The organism is Paenibacillus sanguinis 2301083 = DSM 16941 (assembly GCF_000374825.1).
Lineage (GTDB): Bacteria > Bacillota > Bacilli > Paenibacillales > Paenibacillaceae > Fontibacillus > Fontibacillus sanguinis.
This window is the reverse complement of record NZ_KB895384.1, coordinates 1-15906: the sequence shown is the minus strand read 5'-3', so window position 1 is coordinate 15906 and position 15906 is coordinate 1. Positions and strand designations below refer to the sequence as shown.

Sequence of the window (15906 nt, the reverse complement as noted above, 5' to 3'; positions counted from 1 at the left end):
CACCGCATCCGCTTTTAGTCCAGCCCATAGCAAAATCACAAATGAAACCAACCGATTACGCACTGAGCCTGCTGCCGAGGAACAATAACATATCACCTTCCACCATCTTTTAAATAAACATGAAACATTTCTTTTCAACTTGAATGAATCCGCTTACAGGTTTAAAATAACATAAGACAGCTATGATGTAAATATAAAAACATAAATCTTTTTATGTTTTTATAAAATAACAATTCAAAACGGGCGATATTTGTCCTTTATTACAGATAATTTCTTATTTTTTATTAATAAATTTTAGTTTTTTATAAAATAAAATGGTTGGATATACTATATATTTTCTCTAATTTTAAATTTTTTTACATTTTTCGATTTGTTTTTATTTATCTCTTTATTATTATTGTTTGTTAGTTTATAATTACTTAAAATAAAAGGGCTATGAAATAATATTCCGGAAGAAGGTTATTGCCGAATGATCTATATTAAGGATTTAATGAGCGGCATCGATATTTTCAAAGCACTCAGCTCAGAGATCAGAATTCAAATGCTGGAGCTGCTGGCCAAAAATCAGGCCTTGAATTTGAATGAAATTGCCAGCAAGCTGGGGTTGAGCAACGGGGCTATTACCATGCACGTAAAAAAGCTTGAGGAAAGCGGACTGATTGAGATTAACACCACTGTAGGCAAGCATGGCATTCAAAAAATATGTTACCTGAATAAAGACAGATTAATGGTTGATCTTCGCAGCAAGGATATGGAGAATTTGTACGAGGTTGAGATTCAGGTCGGTCATTACAGTAATTATCAAGCGGTGCCCACCTGCGGTCTGGCTACGAAGGACAGCATCATCGGCGACTTTGACGACCCGCGCTACTTCGCCGATCCCCAGCGCATCGACTCCGAGATCATCTGGCTGGCCGAAGGCTTTCTGGAATACCGGATTCCCAATTATCTCAAGCCCAATCAGAGCTTTCGGGAAATCCAGTTCTCGATGGAGCTTGGTTCCGAGGCCCCTGGGTACTGCGACAATTATCCTTCAGATATTTACTTTTACATTAACAATATTGAAATTGGATGCTGGACCAGTCCCGGTGACTTCGGCGATGTTCGGGGAACCTTTAATCCGGAATGGTGGCCGCCTCACCTGAATCAATACGGGATGCTGAAGCTGATTCGGATTAACCGGGAAGGCAGTTATATCGATGGCTGCCGGATTTCTGATGTCACTCTGGATCAGATTCAACTGGATTACAAGAGCGACATTACCTTCCGCATCGCTGTTACCGACCGTCCGGAGAACAAACGCGGGCTGACCATCTTTGGCAAGAACTTCGGCAATTACGGGCAGGATTTACTGGCAAGAGTGCTGTACGATGTACACCAGACGTAAAAATGAAGGAGTCCTTCGCCCCCCTCTGCGGGAAGGGTTTAGCGACGATGAAATATTCACCTTTGAAAATAGCCTTAGGAAAGTGCTTGAAAATCTGGAAAACAAGGAGAAGGATTATGAATAATGCCATGAAGTCGGAGATTTGCGCGTTGCGTCAAAATGCACATGTTGCGTATATCGGCTCGGTTAATGAAAACGGATTTCCGCAAATTAAAGGAATGCTTGTACTTGAACATGACAGCATGAAAACTCAATATTTTTCAACCAATACCAGTTCAAAACGGGTGAAGCAATTTCTTAACAACCCTAAAGCCTCTGTATATTACAGCGATGAGACAAGAGACAAGTATAAGGGGGCTTTGTTCACCGGCACCATGGAGGTTTGCACTGATCATGAGACGAAAGCGCACTTATGGCGGGAGGGCTTTGAGCTATACTATCCAAAGGGCATTGACGACGAGGATTATTGCGTGTACAGGTTCACAGCCGAGACCGTTAACTACTATTATGGGCTGGGCAATGTAACATTGCCGATTGATGAATTGTAAGTACATAGCACGCCCGTGAAAAAAGACGTGCTAGGTGGATATCAGGGCGGCCTAATTGCAGGATGGTTTATAGTAAACCGATTATTGTTTTTCTTCTGGTATATTAACAACAATATCTGCGAGCTGCTTCGCATCGGGGATTTTTTTAGAAACAATTATATTTCCTTGTGTATCGATAATCCCATATTCGCCGCTCATACCGACTGACCCGGAATAATCATTAAAGAAAGCCAATCTCCTGGTGATAGATGGTTGCTCACCCCATACACTTTGTAATCTACCACCCAGGAGCTTGGATAAGGGACTGGTGGTGTCGTTTTGCTTTGAAACATCAATTTTACCTTCCCATAGCAAACTAACATAACCGTCTTTCAACTCATAATAATAAATACTGTCGCTCCAGACGAAATACATGTGGGAGTAATCGTTTTCCGGGAATATATAACTGAAGCTTTCTCCTTCAGGCCGATCTGTCGATACATAAAACTGGACTCTTGGCAGTGAAATAACTCCTAATCTGGCCTTTGCCAAGTCCCCACTTTTAATTAACTCTTCCTCCTCTGCCACTACGTCTGGAGATATAATAACAACTCCGTTATTTTTAGAATCCCAGTCTACATTTGATCCAAAATTTTCACCAATAAACCTTAGAGGCACATATGTGGTCCCTCCGCTTATAAATGGGGGAGTGCTAAGGCTTATTTTTTGTTTATCCTTAAGAGCCGTTTTACTGCCTACAGATAACTGTAGATGATTAGATCTATCAGAGATATTTACGATTTTTGTTTTATTATTCCATTCCACTTTCATTCCCAAATGTTCAACTACACGTATAGGAACAAAAGTGGTACTGTTCTTGACAATAGGGCTTTTTACATCTGTTAATAAGTTCCCGTCAACATTTACTTGAGGGGAGGGGCTGGCAATTGCCATGTTGCTTGCAAATGTAAGCAAAACAATAATACATAACGCCATTGTCAGACTCTTCAAATTAATTCATCCTTTACCGTTTTGATGTTGAATACAACCTATTGTAGTGATGTATCAATAAGAAGTAAATGACCATTTTTATGAGAAAAACCTTATTGGCAAGCTTGCTTGTCCATAGATTATTTCAAGTTATGTACAATTGTCGTGCATTGAACGGATGCTATGCAATTGTGCATTGTATTAAGGACAATTCCTCGCATTGGCAAGTACATTTAACAGTTGATCCAGTTCGCGAGACTTTTTAAGCACTCTTTCATCCTGCAATCCATATAACTGAGCCAGTTTGTTTAATTCGGTCCGCTTTAGCTCGATCTGTTGCTGTATTACTTTTCGCCCTCTCAAAGTCTTCGTCCCCTCTTATGTGCTGGCCTCTTGGCTCTTTATAAATGCGTTCCATTAAACTAAAATAAATAACCGACACTCTGATTATACCTGTGGCATATGGAAATAGTCCTTTAAAGGACTATTGTAATTAAAAAAGAGATGTTATAAACACCTCCACCCCTTTGCAACCTTTGTCTACACTTAAATATTAGAAGGCGCCTGGAGGTCAAAATGAAGAGTTTAAAGCTAGAAACAACAATAATTATAGGTAAAAAAATTCGTTACTACCGCACACTACGCAACCTGACTCAAGATGAGTTAGCAGAAAGGATTGGCAGTACCGGTTCCTACATTGGCCGAATTGAACGCGGCGAACAAAACGTTAAATTAGCAACTATTGAAAAAATTGCAACGGCATTGGACTTGAATGTCTTTGTCCTCTTTAACCAGGATATAGAACCACTCCAAGAATATCCATGGATTCACAAAATCATAGGATTGTTGTTACAGCAATCTGAGTACAACCAGCAAAAAGCTTTTCATATTTTGAAAGAGGTTTTCACAAATAGAACAGAATAGCCTTATATCATATTTTAGGGGTAATTTCCAAAAAATCCAGTAGAAGAATTAAGGCAATATTAAAGTGGCTCAAAACCGAAGTCAGTGTTTGTCATATGGACGATAAGTTGCTGCGGGTTCGTAGGGTTCTTCTGATCGATTGCATGACGAGGTTCATGTCTAGCTTTATATACAGTAAATCATAAAAAACGTGCGGTTCTCTCTGTCATAATAGTAGATTACTCTTCAAATGGACACAGAAAAAACAAAAAAAAGGCTGTCTTCTATAAAGAAGCAGCCTTGTTAGCGTTGAACTTCATATTTTCCTTTATTTCTGCTTTGTCGATCCATTGCGGTTGTTGCCTAATTCAAATAATCCGGTGGCAGATAGCCCCGCCAATCCCCCTGCCCATAAGCGAAGTGTAAGCTCCATGTCTGTAAACGGATATGCCGCTGCACCCACCAACACGCCGATGAGCACACCAATAAACGGAATCCAGTTCTTGGGCAAATTGATGGTTGTTTTGACAAGCTGAACCAGGGCCAGTACAAATACAGATAAAACTGAAGCGAAGGCCAGCACGTTGGTTAAAATCTCATTTTGCATGGTGTGTCCCTCCTTTCTTATTCCTCCGGAATGCCTGCGGCTCGGCGCAAATAATTGGCTAGATTATTAAAATGCTGTGCCCGCTCTCGGTTCCCTTCGTCCCTCGCCTTAAACCAGGCAGGAGATAACCAGCGAAAAATAATCTCCTGAGCATTGCTCTTCGGAAGAGGGATAAGCGGACCCGGTGAAGATGCCGAAGAAAGTGGAATTCCGGCAGCCACTCGAAGGTTATTGGCCAGATTGTGAAAATGCGTCATCCCTACGCGATCATTTTTCTTTTGCGAGACGAACCAGGCCGGAGATACGTAGTTATCGATCAATGCTTGGGCGATTGAGGCCGGTAGAGGTGCTTGCGAAGTCCCCGCCCCAGGAAGCGGAACAGAAGGCCGCTCGGCGGCGCGCATTTCCGCAGCCACATCATCCAACAGGTTTTTCAGCGTTTTCCCGCCGGTGGCCAAGGCCTGATCAGGATCACTTCTGCGCGCAGGGTCCAGCTGACGATGTGTGGGAATGAAGGTGTAGGGATTTTTGTTCCATTTATGGCAGCAGTAGGCCAAATACCAGACATACCGCTTGTACGCCTCCATAAAGTTTATGCGCCCGCCGTAACATAATTCCACGCCAAGCGCCACATCATTGGTATCATAGCCAAATCGCTCGTTATCCGTCTTCACGTCATACCGCACATGCCAGGCCTTTTCGGCTGCATCAGCACCCGTCCCCGTCGGAATAATCTCCAAAATGCGAGTTCCGTCAATAAAAACATGAGCGGAGGCCGCCCGGTCCCGCTGTGCATTGAAATAGTTGTAATGATTATCCGCCGTTGCCCCGGGATTGCCGGTATCATGGGCTACAAAAAAAGCTGGCGTTCCTGTCTTCAGCTTTGTTCCTGGGCGCACATTGCGCCGCTTGTCGATATACCGCCGTTCAATTTGATATTTGTTGATATCCATCTGCATGCTCACCCCTTTCATCTATATTATTCTTCCAATCGATCAATTCGCTTGTGCGCTTGCTTGGTGGATTCCTCTACCCGTGTTAGCCGCTCGGAGAACGCTTCGAACCGCTGCCCTTGCAGCTTCTGTTCGACCTTCATATCATCTACGCCACGCTTGATATATTCGACGTCTGCGCGTTGCACGGCTTCAGCTTCGGCGGTGTCCTCGACCTCCTGCCGTACCGCCCTCGCGCGCCCCGCCCACCCCAACGCTACGCCGCTAATCGCCGCCACCACCGACGTCACCGCCGTAATGATCGTTATATCCATCTGTTCACCTGCTTTCGGGGAAATAAATAGCCCCGGCAGCCGGGGCGCAAAAAGATTATTTAATTTTGTGTATTCAACAATTCCTGTACCTGCTCCTTCCAGCGAAGGGGAACATCGTCTGTGGTTTTTAGATTTTTTTTGATGAGATCATAGTAGATTTTAGCCATGGGTTCTTACACCTCCCTTATTTTGAAATCAGTTCAGCTAGCTCTGCCAGTGCCAGGTGCATAGCCGTCTTGTCGGCTTCATTGGCTTCGGCAAGCTCGGTGATGGCTTGCTTGTTCTCGGTGTCGGACTGCTCAAGCTCAGCGATTTTATTCAACAGCCCTTCAGAGGTCGGGATGGCATGATAATTGTAATACAGCTCCCCTGTTTCGATCAGCCTAGTGCACAATTACTGAAAAAATCCAAAGGATAAAACTACCAGAAAGTATGGTATCCTTATAAAAATGAGAGAATTGTTCATAAAGGATGAAACGGATGCTAAGAGGACGATCTATTCGTGACTGAGAAACAGCGTGAGCTACTGGAGCGACTCGTTCGACGTCGCAGCACACCCGCAATATGTGGGGAAGCGAGTACGGCTGATTTTGGACGCTGTGGAGGGCATAAGCAACACTGAAATTAGCCGACGCTTGCCCTTGGATCGCCCTCAAGTTGTGGTATGGCGCGGACGCTGGATTCAGCACTATCCTGAGCTGTGCTTAATCGAGCAGCAACATCCCGAGGAATTGGAGGCCGCGATCATGCAAATCCTCCGTGATCGTCCGCGTCCGGAAACGCCGCCAAAGTTTACCAAGCAGCAGGTGTTGCAGATCGTAGCGATTGCGTGTGAAGATCCATCCACTTGTGGTCGTCCGATTAGTCACTAGACACCGCGTGAAGTGCGGGATGAAACAATCAAGCGGGGGATCGTCACTTCTATTTCCGTCTAACAGGTTACTCGTTTTTTAAAATGAAGCGGATCTGCGTCCCACCGTTGCAAGGGCTGGCTGAATGCCAAGCCGCAGGACCCGGTCCTCTTTGCAGAGAAAACCCGGGAGATTAGCCGCGTGTATCGCTCGGCTCCCTCTTCCTTGTTGCATACCTTTGGTGTTCATGTGGTCTCGTTGGATGAAATGACCGGCATTCAGGCGCTTGAGCGGCTTCATTCCACGTTACCTATGAAACCGGGACTGGTGGAACGTCGAGAGTTTGAATACGTGCGTCATGGTACGCTGAGTCTGATTGCAGGCCTGGAAGTGGCAACCGGAAAGTAGGTTTCTTCCACCATGGCGCCGACACAAAATGAAACTGATTTTGCCATGCATGTTGGACAACTGCTCGAAACGGATCCAGAAGCGGAATGGATTTTCATCGCCGATGGATTGAACACGCAGCAATCCGAGAGCCTGGTCCGGCTGATTGCTCACCACTGTAAGTTGGATGAGCTGTTGGGCCAGAATAGAAAATCGGGTATCCTGGCCAATCAGCCCAGTCGCGCTGCTTTCTTAGCCGATCGCACTCATCGGATACGTTTTGTGTTTACACCTAAACACTGCTCTTGGTTGAATCAAATCGAGATTTGGTTCAGTATTTTGGTTCGCTGTTTGTTAAAACGCAACAGTTTCAAAAATACGTTGGATTTGCAGAAGCAAATTTTTCAATTTATCTCCTATTTTAATGCCACGATGGCAAAGCCTTTCAAGTGGACCTACAGGGGAAAGGCCTTGCGCATAAATGATGGATTGTTTATGTTTTATTGCACTAGAACTAAATCCCTCACGGGCCTCTGGCTCGGAAATGGTTTCGATGTACATTCCGTTCTCCACCTCTTGCGATGACAGTGGATTATAATAAATTGTGATGACATGCCCTTCTTCGTTATAAGTAATATACTTCATAACATTCCCCACTTAACCGAAATAGGCTCTACCATCGATTACGTAATATAAAAAGTTATAATCTCCACTACTACTCGGCCCTCTCGCGGTCTCTAGCTCAAGTTTCACGGAACCCGAATTCGTAAACACGCTAGGTAGATTGGTCGTTAATATTTGATACTTATCGTCGCTATTTCTAGTTTCTAACGACCAGCAACTCACAGTCCGGTTATCGTAGTTATACTCTATGCGCGTAAAGTATTTCGGCGCCAACAAGGGCCTTAGATATCTTTCGTTTATGGGCACTTTATTTCCTGCCGAATCCACCATTCTTAACTGGAATTCATATCCAGTTCCGTAATAATAATAGTAAGACCTGTTGTTAAGTGTGTCTGCCGCACTACCCTTATCCATGTTGGAAACAAAACTGAGCACCCTCACACCAGGGGGTAGAGTTACTAGAGTAACAGTCTCGCTCGGTGCCCGATAGCTACCATTTTTTTTGTATTTGTCAATAAGCACATCAGCTATCCCCGCTGCGCTAGTTTGGATTCGCCCTACCTTTTGCGCCAGCACCTGAAACGTATCGCTGCCTGTTGCGGGTACGCCTTTGCCAGTAATCGCGGCAGCGATTTGGGTTTTACCGTTACTGGCTTGCGTAAAAGCCTCGTTGGCCCTTGTCTGGGCCGCCGTAGCTGCTGCCGCCGCCGCATTCGCTGCGTCATACGCCGCCTTGACAGCGCTGGGCGTGGCGGCTTGGTTGGTAGCGCTGCTGCTTGTCGAGGTATTAAGCTGTACGATACCGCGAGCTTGTGTGCTTGCACTTGGTAGATCAGATGCGGAATGAGTGTGCGATTTGGGAGCTGCATAGGTATGGGTATAGTCCTTCGCTGATTGTACAGCTCCATTTATTTGCGTCTGCGTCTCCTGCTTGTACTGATCAAAAGCCTCCTTCGGAACTACCCCATTGCCTGCGGGATCCGAACGGATGTTTTCCACTTGCGCGGCCAGCTCCTGATCATTCTCATACAACGTTGTAATCGGTACATTTAATACGTCTGCGTGTCCTTGATCCGTGGGAACAAATTTTCTTGGTTCTTGGATAGCCATGTTCTACCTCCTTAATAAATGTCGTCAATTTCAAAAATAAATTCCATATCCGCATCCTTGACTTTATTCGTCATGGTACGAATCGCGGTAAACTTGCCCTCTGAATCGACAAGAGCCAGTTCGTTGATCGTAGCGCCTGCCAGCTCATTCTCAGCAAGCGAACAGACATATCGAATGGTTGCCGGGGCAATGAATTCATAGCTGGATATGTCCTTAACGAGTAATTCATTCTTCAACGCCTGCTCCGTTCCATCAAGCGGAATCGGCTTGCCCTCCGAATCTACACCACCGCTGCCAAAGGCCATCTTCCCCACCTTCGTCAGCGCTGTCCCTTCTGCTCTCGCACGTGCCATTTGTTCACGGGCGTATTCCGTTGTGACGGTCAATACTTGATCAGCCATAAATACCTCCTAGACCACAATAATTTTTTCTAGAGAATTCAACAGGCAGCTGCCGTCAAACCGCACACTGCCATCCAGCAACCAATAGTTTTGCCGGGCCTTAATGATGCCATCTTGCTTATTTGGGATATGGTGCGATATCCGAATTTCCAAACGCTGGCGGTTCCACTGTCTTTCACCAGTCCAACCGGACAAGCTGACTGTACCATCAAGCTGCTGCATCCCATCCAGATACCAGGGCTGCCCACCGAAAAAGGGCACTCGTGAGCGTAAACGCAGCTTGACTATATTCCGGATGTCATTAATCATGTCAGTTCTACTGCGCCATAATAATGTCCAGGCCAGATGCGCTGGCTTGATCTCCTCCATAATCGCCCTGAGGTCATGCAAATTAGGTGGTATGGTTTCAATATATTCCAATATGAAGCTCCACCGTTCAGGCTGAAAAGAGACCTTCACCTCCCCTCCATAAGCCTCCGCCACACTCTTCACCAATGGCCCGGAGAACTTTCCGCTGCCCCGCAGCCGGGATTCTACCACCGCCCGCCGTTGCTCCAAGGGCTTGCTTAGATCGGTCTCAATACCGAGCTCGCTTTCCCAGCGGTCCAGCCCCCAGGTCGCTGTTCGCACAAAAAACTGCTGCAGCGTCTCGTCGAGTGCTGTAAACAGCAGGTCAAGCTCTGCCCCCTTGGCATTCATGTCTGCTCGCATTACACGCGAGCCTTCATAATAGGCCGGCAGGTAGGTAAACATTTCACGGCCTCTCGAACTGGTCATTCCCGCTTCATTCATAAGCATCCACCGTACCTAGCACAGCCACCTGGCCTGTGAAAATCTCCAGGTTCGTATCGGCTTTGCCATTCACGGTCAAGTCCGAATAATCGATGATTGGCGGAATATCGAGCAGAATCGCTGCGATGCGGGTAAAGCGTACCAGCGGGTCGGCAAAAGCAAGCTGCTTCAAATAAGCTCGCACCCCACTCTCAATTCTCGCCTTCACCTCAGCCATCGTGACCCCGCTGGCCAGCGTCAGCTTCACATGAATATCCATTGGCACCTCCTGGGCAGGCATAACCGTAACGATGGCCCCGGCCGGAGCCATGCCTTCTCCTTGCCCATCCATCGTTGGATCAATGTAGGTCTGAGCCGAATCCACAATCTCCACACTAGCCGCACGCTTATCAATGTCCAGCAAATAAATGCCCACGGTTCCGGGGCCTTGCCATAAAGGCTCCACCTGCACACCGCCTACCCCCGGCACTTCACCCGCCCATTTCAGATAATGGGCTTTGTTGCCGCTGGTGCCCTGATTCCGTACCTGGGAATAAAAGCGTTCCACCAGCAGTTCATCGGATTCCGTATCCGATCCGCCCCGTGTTGCTTCGGGGTTCATGACGGCTTTCACCCCACTAACCGGCTCCGCCAACACCGTGATTACGCCTGCGGGAACTATACCGGCCCGTCCAGGCACTAAAGCCCGAATCGTCGCCTGGCCCACTCCTTGTTCATCCAGCGTAACCGCCGCCGTCGTCACAAATTCCACAGACGCTTCTGCGGAAAATTCATCCGCCGGAGTGGCCACTAACGTGCCTGCCGGAATAGATTTGCCCGGCTCGCCGGTGAATTGGACAACTCCCGTAGCTGCCACAGCCTCCCGCCGAGTCATCCCATGCTCGGCGACCCGCAGATCGAGATACTCCCCGAAGGTGGTTCCGGCAAAGCCACGCTCCAGCACCTGCTGCGCCCATACCGCTGCTTCCGCCAGCATAAAGGCCGCTGGCGCTTCTGCATCCCAAATAAAAGAACCCTCGGACTTATCGATGTCCGAAGGCACTCGGTCCAGCATCCGCTGCATGATTCGCGCTTCTGTCTGGTCCTGTAAATAAATCGGGATTTCCGCCATCATCCTGCACTCCCTTCCAGCCTGATTTCTTCTTCACGACTATTTTTTACGCGGCAGGTGAATCGACAACCATCCTCCTGCCAGTCAAAAGTAAACCCGCCCACACTCAAGGTGCGAGGGTCTGTCAGCAGCGTCTCTTCGGCAATCCGGCGAATCTCGCTTTCCTGCAGGGTCCGGCTATAGCCTTGACCAATGAGATCCTCGAACTCCTGCCCATACGTGCGGGAGTAAATAATATGCCGATACCGCGGCGTGCGAACTGCCTTCTCGCACCAGATTCTCCAGGCGGCAGTCTCATCCGCTATGGCGATTTTTCCGGTCGGAGTCATCACAAACTCACCAGCCGCAAAATCATAACGCCAACTGCGCCCAAACTTGACTTCATCAACGGCAGCTTCCGAGAGGTCTTGCTCAGCATGCTCCCACGCATCAGCCACTGCCTCTGGAAAAAGATTAGCCATTCCCGCTCACCACCTTGCATAACACAATAGCGTCGTTCCCGCCGTTCAATGGCAACGCAAGCACTCGATCTCCCGGCTTATAAGACAAAGTCAATACCACATCCCTGGTTTCAGACGCTTGGTACAAGAAGTCTCCATGGCCTGAGACACTGCTCGTCTCGGTATACTTAAATTCGCTCACGCTGCCACGGAGCGCAAGCTGGGGAAGCCTCAATGTTCCCGGCAATTCCGCCACAAAATAATCCGGGATCTCATGCTTGAAGCCGTCCAGCTTCAGGCCCGTCTCCGTAATCTTTCCCAACTCCGCCGATACTCCGCTTAAAGCCTCTGCCGCTTTTTTTGCCACGTTCTCCTTCATCGATACGGCCAATGCCGTAAATGGATCAATATCCAAGGAAATACCTCCTTTTCACATCCTCTGCCGTGGCCAGTTCCAATGTCATATGCCCCGGCTCTCCCAATTGATGGGACACCGAGGTTACAATCAGATTCAGACCATTAAAAGAAACACGATCCCCAGCCCGTACCGTATTCAAATCCACACAAGTGACGCTATAGCTATGCTGCTGCCCATTCAGCATGGACTCGGCATATTTCTTCGCCGCCGCTGCCGTCTTGACATTCTCATCCTGCACAATCCGTTGCAGTACACCGTATTTGCCGGTCTCCTTACTGGCAACCGCCAACACCTTGGATAGCGCCTGTTCACCTCGCGCCTCGGTGCCGATCACCTTCACCTGCGTCACGGCCCCCTCCAGAGTGCGGCTTTGCGTGGCTTCCTCCATTGCTTCCAGCCGCCAAACCACCTCATTGCCTCCCACAGGAAAAAGGGTCAAGCCCGCCGGCGTCATCCGCGGAATATACATCGAACCCCCGGCCTTCACCGTCTCCTTCAAGTCCGACATCATCATGTTATAAATGGTCTGCGGACGGTAGACGGATTTCTTCAGCTTGGTTTTCGTATCAGGGACTTGATCCAGCTTGATATTCCAATCGGCAGCATACTTTCGCAACCGTTCCGAAGCTGTTCCTCCCGCCGGGAAAAAAAGCTCATCCTCAGATTTAGCGAGGTAAATCGTACGGTCATAAATGGTAACCATTATATGCTTGGCTCCCTTGACCGTGCTGGAGCATTCCCAGACCACACCCGGATGGAGCAGCGGAACCATTCCCTTACTTGTACCGCTTGGTATCCCTGCATTTGCAGCATACGGAACTCCGCTAATCCGAATCTCTTGTCCTGGCTCAATCCCTGGAAAAGAAGCCGGAATCGCCAATTGAATCGTACCCTGGTACGAAATCTGGTCCAGCGAATCCTTAAGCGAAATGCTCTCTACCAGCTCACGCAAATAATATTTATTTTGCAACACCACTTCATAGCTCACTGCGGCATCACCAGCTTCTGACCTGGCTTGATGCGGTTCGGGTCCTTGCCGATAGTCTGCTGATTGGCACTATAGATTTGCCGCCATTTCGTGCTATCACCAAGCTCCAGCTTGGCAATTTTCGATAACGAATCCCCCGCCTTGACCACATAGGTCTTGGAAGGCTTCTTCGTATCAGGTCGGTTGGGCTTGCCCGCCGCCGCTCCGGAAGCAGAAGCTGCTGCATTCGTATGCACCTTCATCTCCCGCCAGGTTCGCGCGGTCAAATCAAAATAAACCTCTCCCGGCTCGCCGCCCCTAAAGCTGCTGCCATGCGCAGCCAAAGTGACCAGCACATTCACCGCCGTCCCTGAAATAATCAGCCGCACCGGGGACTTGCTGTTCATCAGCGTCGTCAGATGGTTCATCGCTTCCTGGGGATCGGGGAGATTTTTATAGTTGCAGTAGCCCGAATCATACGCCACAGGGAAAAAAGAAGAGAAGGCAATTTCCTTCACCTTCTCTCCTCCCGGGACATCATACTCCCCAAGCGATAAAATACTTACGGTCTCCAGCCCTTTGCTGCGGGAGATCGTGATCTCATCCGGATTGACGGGAAAATAAAAATCATTGCCCGCCCCGTCGATCAAATGTATCTCTGTTGTACTCATGGCCAAACCTCCCTCCTACTTCACATTTTGCATGGCCATCCGCATGGCGTCGGCCAGTTGTATCCCCATCTTATTTGCCAGTTCCCTATAGTTGATCTCATCCTTGTTCACCGTCAGACTGAGCGCGCCGGGGGAAAGCGTCACGTTAAAAGGACGAGGAGGTGGAGGTGGAGCTGGCAAAGGAAGCAAATTGGGGGGAAATTGGCCCTGTTGGTAAGCCAAACTTGTTCCGTAATTTAATTCATTAGTTGAAGCCTGAACTAGACGAGGAGAGACGACTTGATTGGATTTGGATGGAGAGCTGACCGCCACTGTAGCCGAATTGGCTGTGTTATCAGCACTATCCTTCTTATTAAAGAATTTGTTATAAATATATCCGCCTAGCTTATCTCCCAAAACATCCCCGCCTATAGCCCCTGCTGTGGCCCCAATTGCCGTACCCGCGCCCGGAAGTAATGAACCCAGCGCTCCCCCGGCGAAACCACCAATAGTAGACACTATAGCTGAGGTCGTGGCTCTGACACGTTCTTCATTGGAATCCGCTGTGGCAATCAAAGCTGCATCTACTAAACCACCTATAAACGGTATATTTTTCCCGATATATTTCATTCCCTTCGCGCCATAGCCCAGCCCTTTTCCGATCCACTTAGAGCCCTTGCCAAGCAAGGAGGAACCTTGTTTTAACATCTTGGATGTACCAGACTTGACTGCTGGCACCGCGGTGTTCCAGATACCCTTTGCACCATCCAGCAACTTAGGACCTGCTTTACCAAGTCCCCCGCCTACCTTATCCCAAATGCCTTTTGCACCACCCAGCAGCTTAGGGCCTAATCTACCAAGAGCTTCTACACCACTGCCAGCTAACAAGCCCCCTCCAAGCTTCTTGAGAGAGCCTCCCAGCTTACCTAAGCGACCTGGCAGCTTGCTTGTCCTTGTCCCGGTTCTGCCAATCGATCTGTTTCTGGTTGCTGTGCTGGTTCTGGTTCCACTCCCGGCCCCGTTCCCGACTCTTCTTGGGCCTCCTCTACTGCTGCCGCCTCTACCGTTTCCACCCCCGGCTCCTGTTCTCCCATTAGCACCACCACTCCAGCCACCTCCGCAGTTGCATATACAGGTGACTTTTATGTTTGACTTATCTGCTTTACCTGGGAATAAGCCCTTAACGAGTTCCTTCAGACCTTCCTTTGCAAGATCATTGCCTGTGTCTTGTACCACTTTGCCGGAAAAGCCCATCACGGAAGATAGGAGTGTTGAGAAAACACCTTTGTCACCGGACTCGCCCTGATTATTTGCATTGTTAGAAGCTGCTGAAGAATTGCCGGGTAGGCCTTTGGTGAGCAAATCAAATGCCCTGAATCCCTCGGGGCCAAAAAGAGGGGGCTTCTGCACGGTCGGAATTCCCGGCGTGGTTCCTTGTCCCCCGGTCTTGGCGGGCTCATTAGAACTTAAGGCAAAAGACTCCGTCATTTTATCCTTCATCCCATCTCCAAGCGCTTTACTAATAGAAGATGAAATACGCTGGAGCGTCGCTTTTCCGTCAGAACTCATCCATGCTGTAAAAGAATCTCCCACAGCTACTTCCCAATCCACTCCTGCTGTGGACACGTGCCAAGGACTGCTTGCCAGAGAAGCCAGCGATCCACGAAGCTCACGAACGGAATTTATTGCTTGTTCTGCACCCAGCCGAACTGCTGGCGTAGCCTGAGTTTGATGCAGCCTTTTCAAGGAGTCACCCATTTTGCCAGCGGCTGAACTGATTCGGTCAACCAGGGTCACGGTCGGGGTTATTCGAGTTTTACCCAGCAAGACGGCCCGCCGTCGCGTTAGCTCCAACAGCCGATCCAACCCGCGAAGCTTCTTTTCCGTTTGGTCCAGATCCGGACTATTGGTCTTTATATCAAGCTCATTGCTCTGATTTTCTGCCATAAGTTGCGAAATTACCTCCTTTCTCTATTCGACTGGATCGCAGCAGCTACTACATGACTTATAAGTAAGTGTAGGTAGTCTGCATTGACCGATGAAGATTGCCCTATACGTTGATTTAGCTGGAAAAACTCATGTTAATTCAGCGTGCTTCCAACCGTGGAGCAACTTAACTGGAAAAGCTCCAGCTAATCTTGACCATACTGGCCAAAAACAGCGATTTCCAAGATATTAACAGGAGGAATTCCAGCTAATTATCCATAATCCGCTAAATTCGATGAATTATCAGGAGGATTAGAGCTAGAATAAAAAGTGGACACCTCGTTAAGAGAAAAAGATAATAAAACTAACTGAGGAGGTGTTCACGTGGGTGAGCAGCGGAATCGCTATAACGAAGAATTTAAAAGACAAACAGCTAAGTATCTCCATGAGCAGACGAAATCGGTGGAGGAAATCGCCTTAGAGATGGACATCCCAGCAAAGACGTTGCATGCCTGGAAAGCCAAATATCGCGAGTTCAAGAATGAGTC

Annotated in this window: 23 protein-coding genes; 7 read left to right on the top strand and 16 right to left on the bottom strand. The window is 48.2% G+C overall.

Annotated elements, in window-relative coordinates:
- Nucleotides 1-469 precede the first annotated feature (469 nt).
- Both C557_RS0114515 and C557_RS0114505 read left to right on the top strand, forming a co-directional pair.
- On the top strand, nucleotides 470-1387 hold the full coding sequence (locus C557_RS0114515; protein ID WP_018752608.1) for an ArsR/SmtB family transcription factor: 918 nt from the start codon (nucleotides 470-472) through the stop codon (nucleotides 1385-1387).
- Between the two features lie 116 nt (nucleotides 1388-1503).
- On the top strand, nucleotides 1504-1935 hold the full coding sequence (locus C557_RS0114505; RefSeq protein WP_018752606.1) for a pyridoxamine 5'-phosphate oxidase family protein: 432 nt from the start codon (nucleotides 1504-1506) through the stop codon (nucleotides 1933-1935).
- A gap of 81 nt (nucleotides 1936-2016) precedes the next feature.
- On the opposite strand, the gene C557_RS0114500 is transcribed toward C557_RS0114505, so the two are convergent.
- Together C557_RS0114500 and C557_RS24495 are read right to left on the bottom strand one after the other, a co-directional pair.
- Complete coding sequence (locus C557_RS0114500; protein WP_018752605.1) at nucleotides 2017-2925, bottom strand: copper amine oxidase N-terminal domain-containing protein; 909 nt, start codon at nucleotides 2923-2925, stop codon at nucleotides 2017-2019.
- Nucleotides 2926-3105: 180 nt separating this feature from the next.
- Nucleotides 3106-3267: an aspartyl-phosphate phosphatase Spo0E family protein gene (locus C557_RS24495; RefSeq protein ID WP_018752604.1), complete on the bottom strand. Its 162-nt coding sequence runs from the start codon at nucleotides 3265-3267 to the stop codon at nucleotides 3106-3108.
- A gap of 213 nt (nucleotides 3268-3480) precedes the next feature.
- On the opposite strand from C557_RS24495, the gene C557_RS0114490 reads away from it, so the two are divergent.
- Nucleotides 3481-3828, top strand: coding sequence for a helix-turn-helix domain-containing protein (locus tag C557_RS0114490; protein WP_018752603.1), 348 nt, complete (start codon nucleotides 3481-3483; stop codon nucleotides 3826-3828).
- Between the two features lie 307 nt (nucleotides 3829-4135).
- Here C557_RS0114490 and C557_RS0114485 read toward each other — a convergent pair whose 3' ends face one another.
- The 5 genes from C557_RS0114485 to C557_RS0114465 are packed head-to-tail and all read right to left on the bottom strand — an operon-like array spanning nucleotide 4136 to nucleotide 6075.
- Nucleotides 4136-4414: a holin gene (locus C557_RS0114485; protein ID WP_018752602.1), complete on the bottom strand. Its 279-nt coding sequence runs from the start codon at nucleotides 4412-4414 to the stop codon at nucleotides 4136-4138.
- Nucleotides 4415-4431: 17 nt separating this feature from the next.
- The gene (locus C557_RS0114480; RefSeq protein ID WP_040677089.1) at nucleotides 4432-5367 is read right to left on the bottom strand and encodes a peptidoglycan recognition protein family protein; all 936 of its coding nucleotides are present in this window, start codon (nucleotides 5365-5367) and stop codon (nucleotides 4432-4434) included.
- Nucleotides 5368-5393: 26 nt separating this feature from the next.
- The gene (locus C557_RS0114475; protein WP_018752600.1) at nucleotides 5394-5681 is read right to left on the bottom strand and encodes a hypothetical protein; all 288 of its coding nucleotides are present in this window, start codon (nucleotides 5679-5681) and stop codon (nucleotides 5394-5396) included.
- A gap of 59 nt (nucleotides 5682-5740) precedes the next feature.
- Nucleotides 5741-5848, bottom strand: coding sequence for a CD1375 family protein (locus C557_RS25580; RefSeq protein ID WP_018752599.1), 108 nt, complete (start codon nucleotides 5846-5848; stop codon nucleotides 5741-5743).
- A 17-nt stretch (nucleotides 5849-5865) separates the two neighbouring features.
- Entirely contained in the window at nucleotides 5866-6075 is a 210-nt protein-coding gene (locus tag C557_RS0114465; protein WP_018752598.1) for a hypothetical protein, read from the bottom strand.
- A gap of 124 nt (nucleotides 6076-6199) precedes the next feature.
- Here C557_RS0114465 and C557_RS23590 point away from each other — a divergent pair, with 124 nt between their 5' ends.
- The 3 genes from C557_RS23590 (at nucleotide 6200) to C557_RS23585 (ending at nucleotide 7504) form a co-directional block, all read left to right on the top strand.
- Complete coding sequence (locus C557_RS23590; RefSeq protein ID WP_240472971.1) at nucleotides 6200-6553, top strand: helix-turn-helix domain-containing protein; 354 nt, start codon at nucleotides 6200-6202, stop codon at nucleotides 6551-6553.
- Nucleotides 6554-6733: 180 nt separating this feature from the next.
- Nucleotides 6734-6940 (top strand): hypothetical protein, encoded by a 207-nt coding sequence (locus C557_RS25270; RefSeq protein ID WP_018752596.1) that lies wholly within the window; start codon nucleotides 6734-6736, stop codon nucleotides 6938-6940.
- 12 nt (nucleotides 6941-6952) lie between these two features.
- A complete protein-coding gene (locus tag C557_RS23585; RefSeq protein WP_018752595.1) occupies nucleotides 6953-7504 on the top strand; it encodes a transposase in 552 nt (183 codons plus the stop codon).
- Nucleotides 7505-7576: 72 nt separating this feature from the next.
- Here C557_RS23585 and C557_RS24220 read toward each other — a convergent pair whose 3' ends face one another.
- Genes C557_RS24220 through C557_RS0114405 form a run of 9 tightly spaced genes read right to left on the bottom strand, consistent with a single transcriptional unit; the run spans nucleotide 7577 to nucleotide 15379 of the window.
- The gene (locus C557_RS24220; RefSeq protein ID WP_018752594.1) at nucleotides 7577-8653 is read right to left on the bottom strand and encodes a tail fiber protein; all 1077 of its coding nucleotides are present in this window, start codon (nucleotides 8651-8653) and stop codon (nucleotides 7577-7579) included.
- An 11-nt stretch (nucleotides 8654-8664) separates the two neighbouring features.
- Nucleotides 8665-9054 carry a phage tail-collar fiber domain-containing protein gene (locus tag C557_RS0114440; RefSeq protein ID WP_018752593.1) on the bottom strand — a complete coding sequence of 130 codons (390 nt, stop codon included), beginning with the start codon at nucleotides 9052-9054 and terminating at the stop codon, nucleotides 8665-8667.
- A 9-nt stretch (nucleotides 9055-9063) separates the two neighbouring features.
- Entirely contained in the window at nucleotides 9064-9807 is a 744-nt protein-coding gene (locus C557_RS0114435; protein WP_240472970.1) for a putative phage tail protein, read from the bottom strand.
- A gap of 31 nt (nucleotides 9808-9838) precedes the next feature.
- On the bottom strand, nucleotides 9839-10957 hold the full coding sequence (locus C557_RS0114430) for a baseplate J/gp47 family protein (protein ID WP_018752591.1): 1119 nt from the start codon (nucleotides 10955-10957) through the stop codon (nucleotides 9839-9841).
- Nucleotides 10957-11418, bottom strand: coding sequence for a DUF2634 domain-containing protein (locus tag C557_RS0114425; RefSeq protein WP_018752590.1), 462 nt, complete (start codon nucleotides 11416-11418; stop codon nucleotides 10957-10959). The genes C557_RS0114430 and C557_RS0114425 overlap by 1 nt, the downstream gene beginning before the upstream one ends.
- On the bottom strand, nucleotides 11411-11776 hold the full coding sequence (locus C557_RS0114420; protein WP_420805398.1) for a hypothetical protein: 366 nt from the start codon (nucleotides 11774-11776) through the stop codon (nucleotides 11411-11413). Before C557_RS0114420 ends, C557_RS0114425 begins: the two co-directional genes overlap by 8 nt.
- A gap of 25 nt (nucleotides 11777-11801) precedes the next feature.
- Entirely contained in the window at nucleotides 11802-12803 is a 1002-nt protein-coding gene (locus C557_RS0114415; RefSeq protein WP_018752588.1) for an XkdQ/YqbQ family protein, read from the bottom strand.
- The gene (locus tag C557_RS0114410) at nucleotides 12800-13453 is read right to left on the bottom strand and encodes a LysM peptidoglycan-binding domain-containing protein (protein ID WP_018752587.1); all 654 of its coding nucleotides are present in this window, start codon (nucleotides 13451-13453) and stop codon (nucleotides 12800-12802) included. The genes C557_RS0114415 and C557_RS0114410 overlap by 4 nt, the downstream gene beginning before the upstream one ends.
- A gap of 15 nt (nucleotides 13454-13468) precedes the next feature.
- Entirely contained in the window at nucleotides 13469-15379 is a 1911-nt protein-coding gene (locus C557_RS0114405) for a hypothetical protein (protein WP_018752586.1), read from the bottom strand.
- 363 nt (nucleotides 15380-15742) lie between these two features.
- Between C557_RS0114405 and C557_RS0114400 the strand changes: the two genes are divergently transcribed.
- A partial coding sequence (locus C557_RS0114400; protein WP_018752585.1) for a transposase occupies nucleotides 15743-15906 on the top strand: 164 nt, incomplete at its 3' end.

Coding starts and splice junctions, on each gene's coding strand:
- C557_RS0114515 (WP_018752608.1), top strand. CDS start 470: ATGATCTATATTAAGGATTTAATGAGCGGCATCGATATTTTCAAAGCA.
- C557_RS0114505 (WP_018752606.1), top strand. CDS start 1,504: ATGAATAATGCCATGAAGTCGGAGATTTGCGCGTTGCGTCAAAATGCA.
- C557_RS0114490 (WP_018752603.1), top strand. CDS start 3,481: ATGAAGAGTTTAAAGCTAGAAACAACAATAATTATAGGTAAAAAAATT.
- C557_RS0114485 (WP_018752602.1), bottom strand. CDS start 4,414: ATGCAAAATGAGATTTTAACCAACGTGCTGGCCTTCGCTTCAGTTTTA.
- C557_RS0114480 (WP_040677089.1), bottom strand. CDS start 5,367: ATGGATATCAACAAATATCAAATTGAACGGCGGTATATCGACAAGCGG.
- C557_RS0114475 (WP_018752600.1), bottom strand. CDS start 5,681: ATGGATATAACGATCATTACGGCGGTGACGTCGGTGGTGGCGGCGATT.
- C557_RS25580 (WP_018752599.1), bottom strand. CDS start 5,848: ATGGCTAAAATCTACTATGATCTCATCAAAAAAAATCTAAAAACCACA.
- C557_RS23585 (WP_018752595.1), top strand. CDS start 6,953: ATGGCGCCGACACAAAATGAAACTGATTTTGCCATGCATGTTGGACAA.
- C557_RS24220 (WP_018752594.1), bottom strand. CDS start 8,653: ATGGCTATCCAAGAACCAAGAAAATTTGTTCCCACGGATCAAGGACAC.
- C557_RS0114440 (WP_018752593.1), bottom strand. CDS start 9,054: ATGGCTGATCAAGTATTGACCGTCACAACGGAATACGCCCGTGAACAA.
- C557_RS0114435 (WP_240472970.1), bottom strand. CDS start 9,807: ATGTTTACCTACCTGCCGGCCTATTATGAAGGCTCGCGTGTAATGCGA.
- C557_RS0114430 (WP_018752591.1), bottom strand. CDS start 10,957: ATGGCGGAAATCCCGATTTATTTACAGGACCAGACAGAAGCGCGAATC.
- C557_RS0114425 (WP_018752590.1), bottom strand. CDS start 11,418: ATGGCTAATCTTTTTCCAGAGGCAGTGGCTGATGCGTGGGAGCATGCT.
- C557_RS0114420 (WP_420805398.1), bottom strand. CDS start 11,776: ATGAAGGAGAACGTGGCAAAAAAAGCGGCAGAGGCTTTAAGCGGAGTA.
- C557_RS0114410 (WP_018752587.1), bottom strand. CDS start 13,453: ATGAGTACAACAGAGATACATTTGATCGACGGGGCGGGCAATGATTTT.
- C557_RS0114405 (WP_018752586.1), bottom strand. CDS start 15,379: ATGGCAGAAAATCAGAGCAATGAGCTTGATATAAAGACCAATAGTCCG.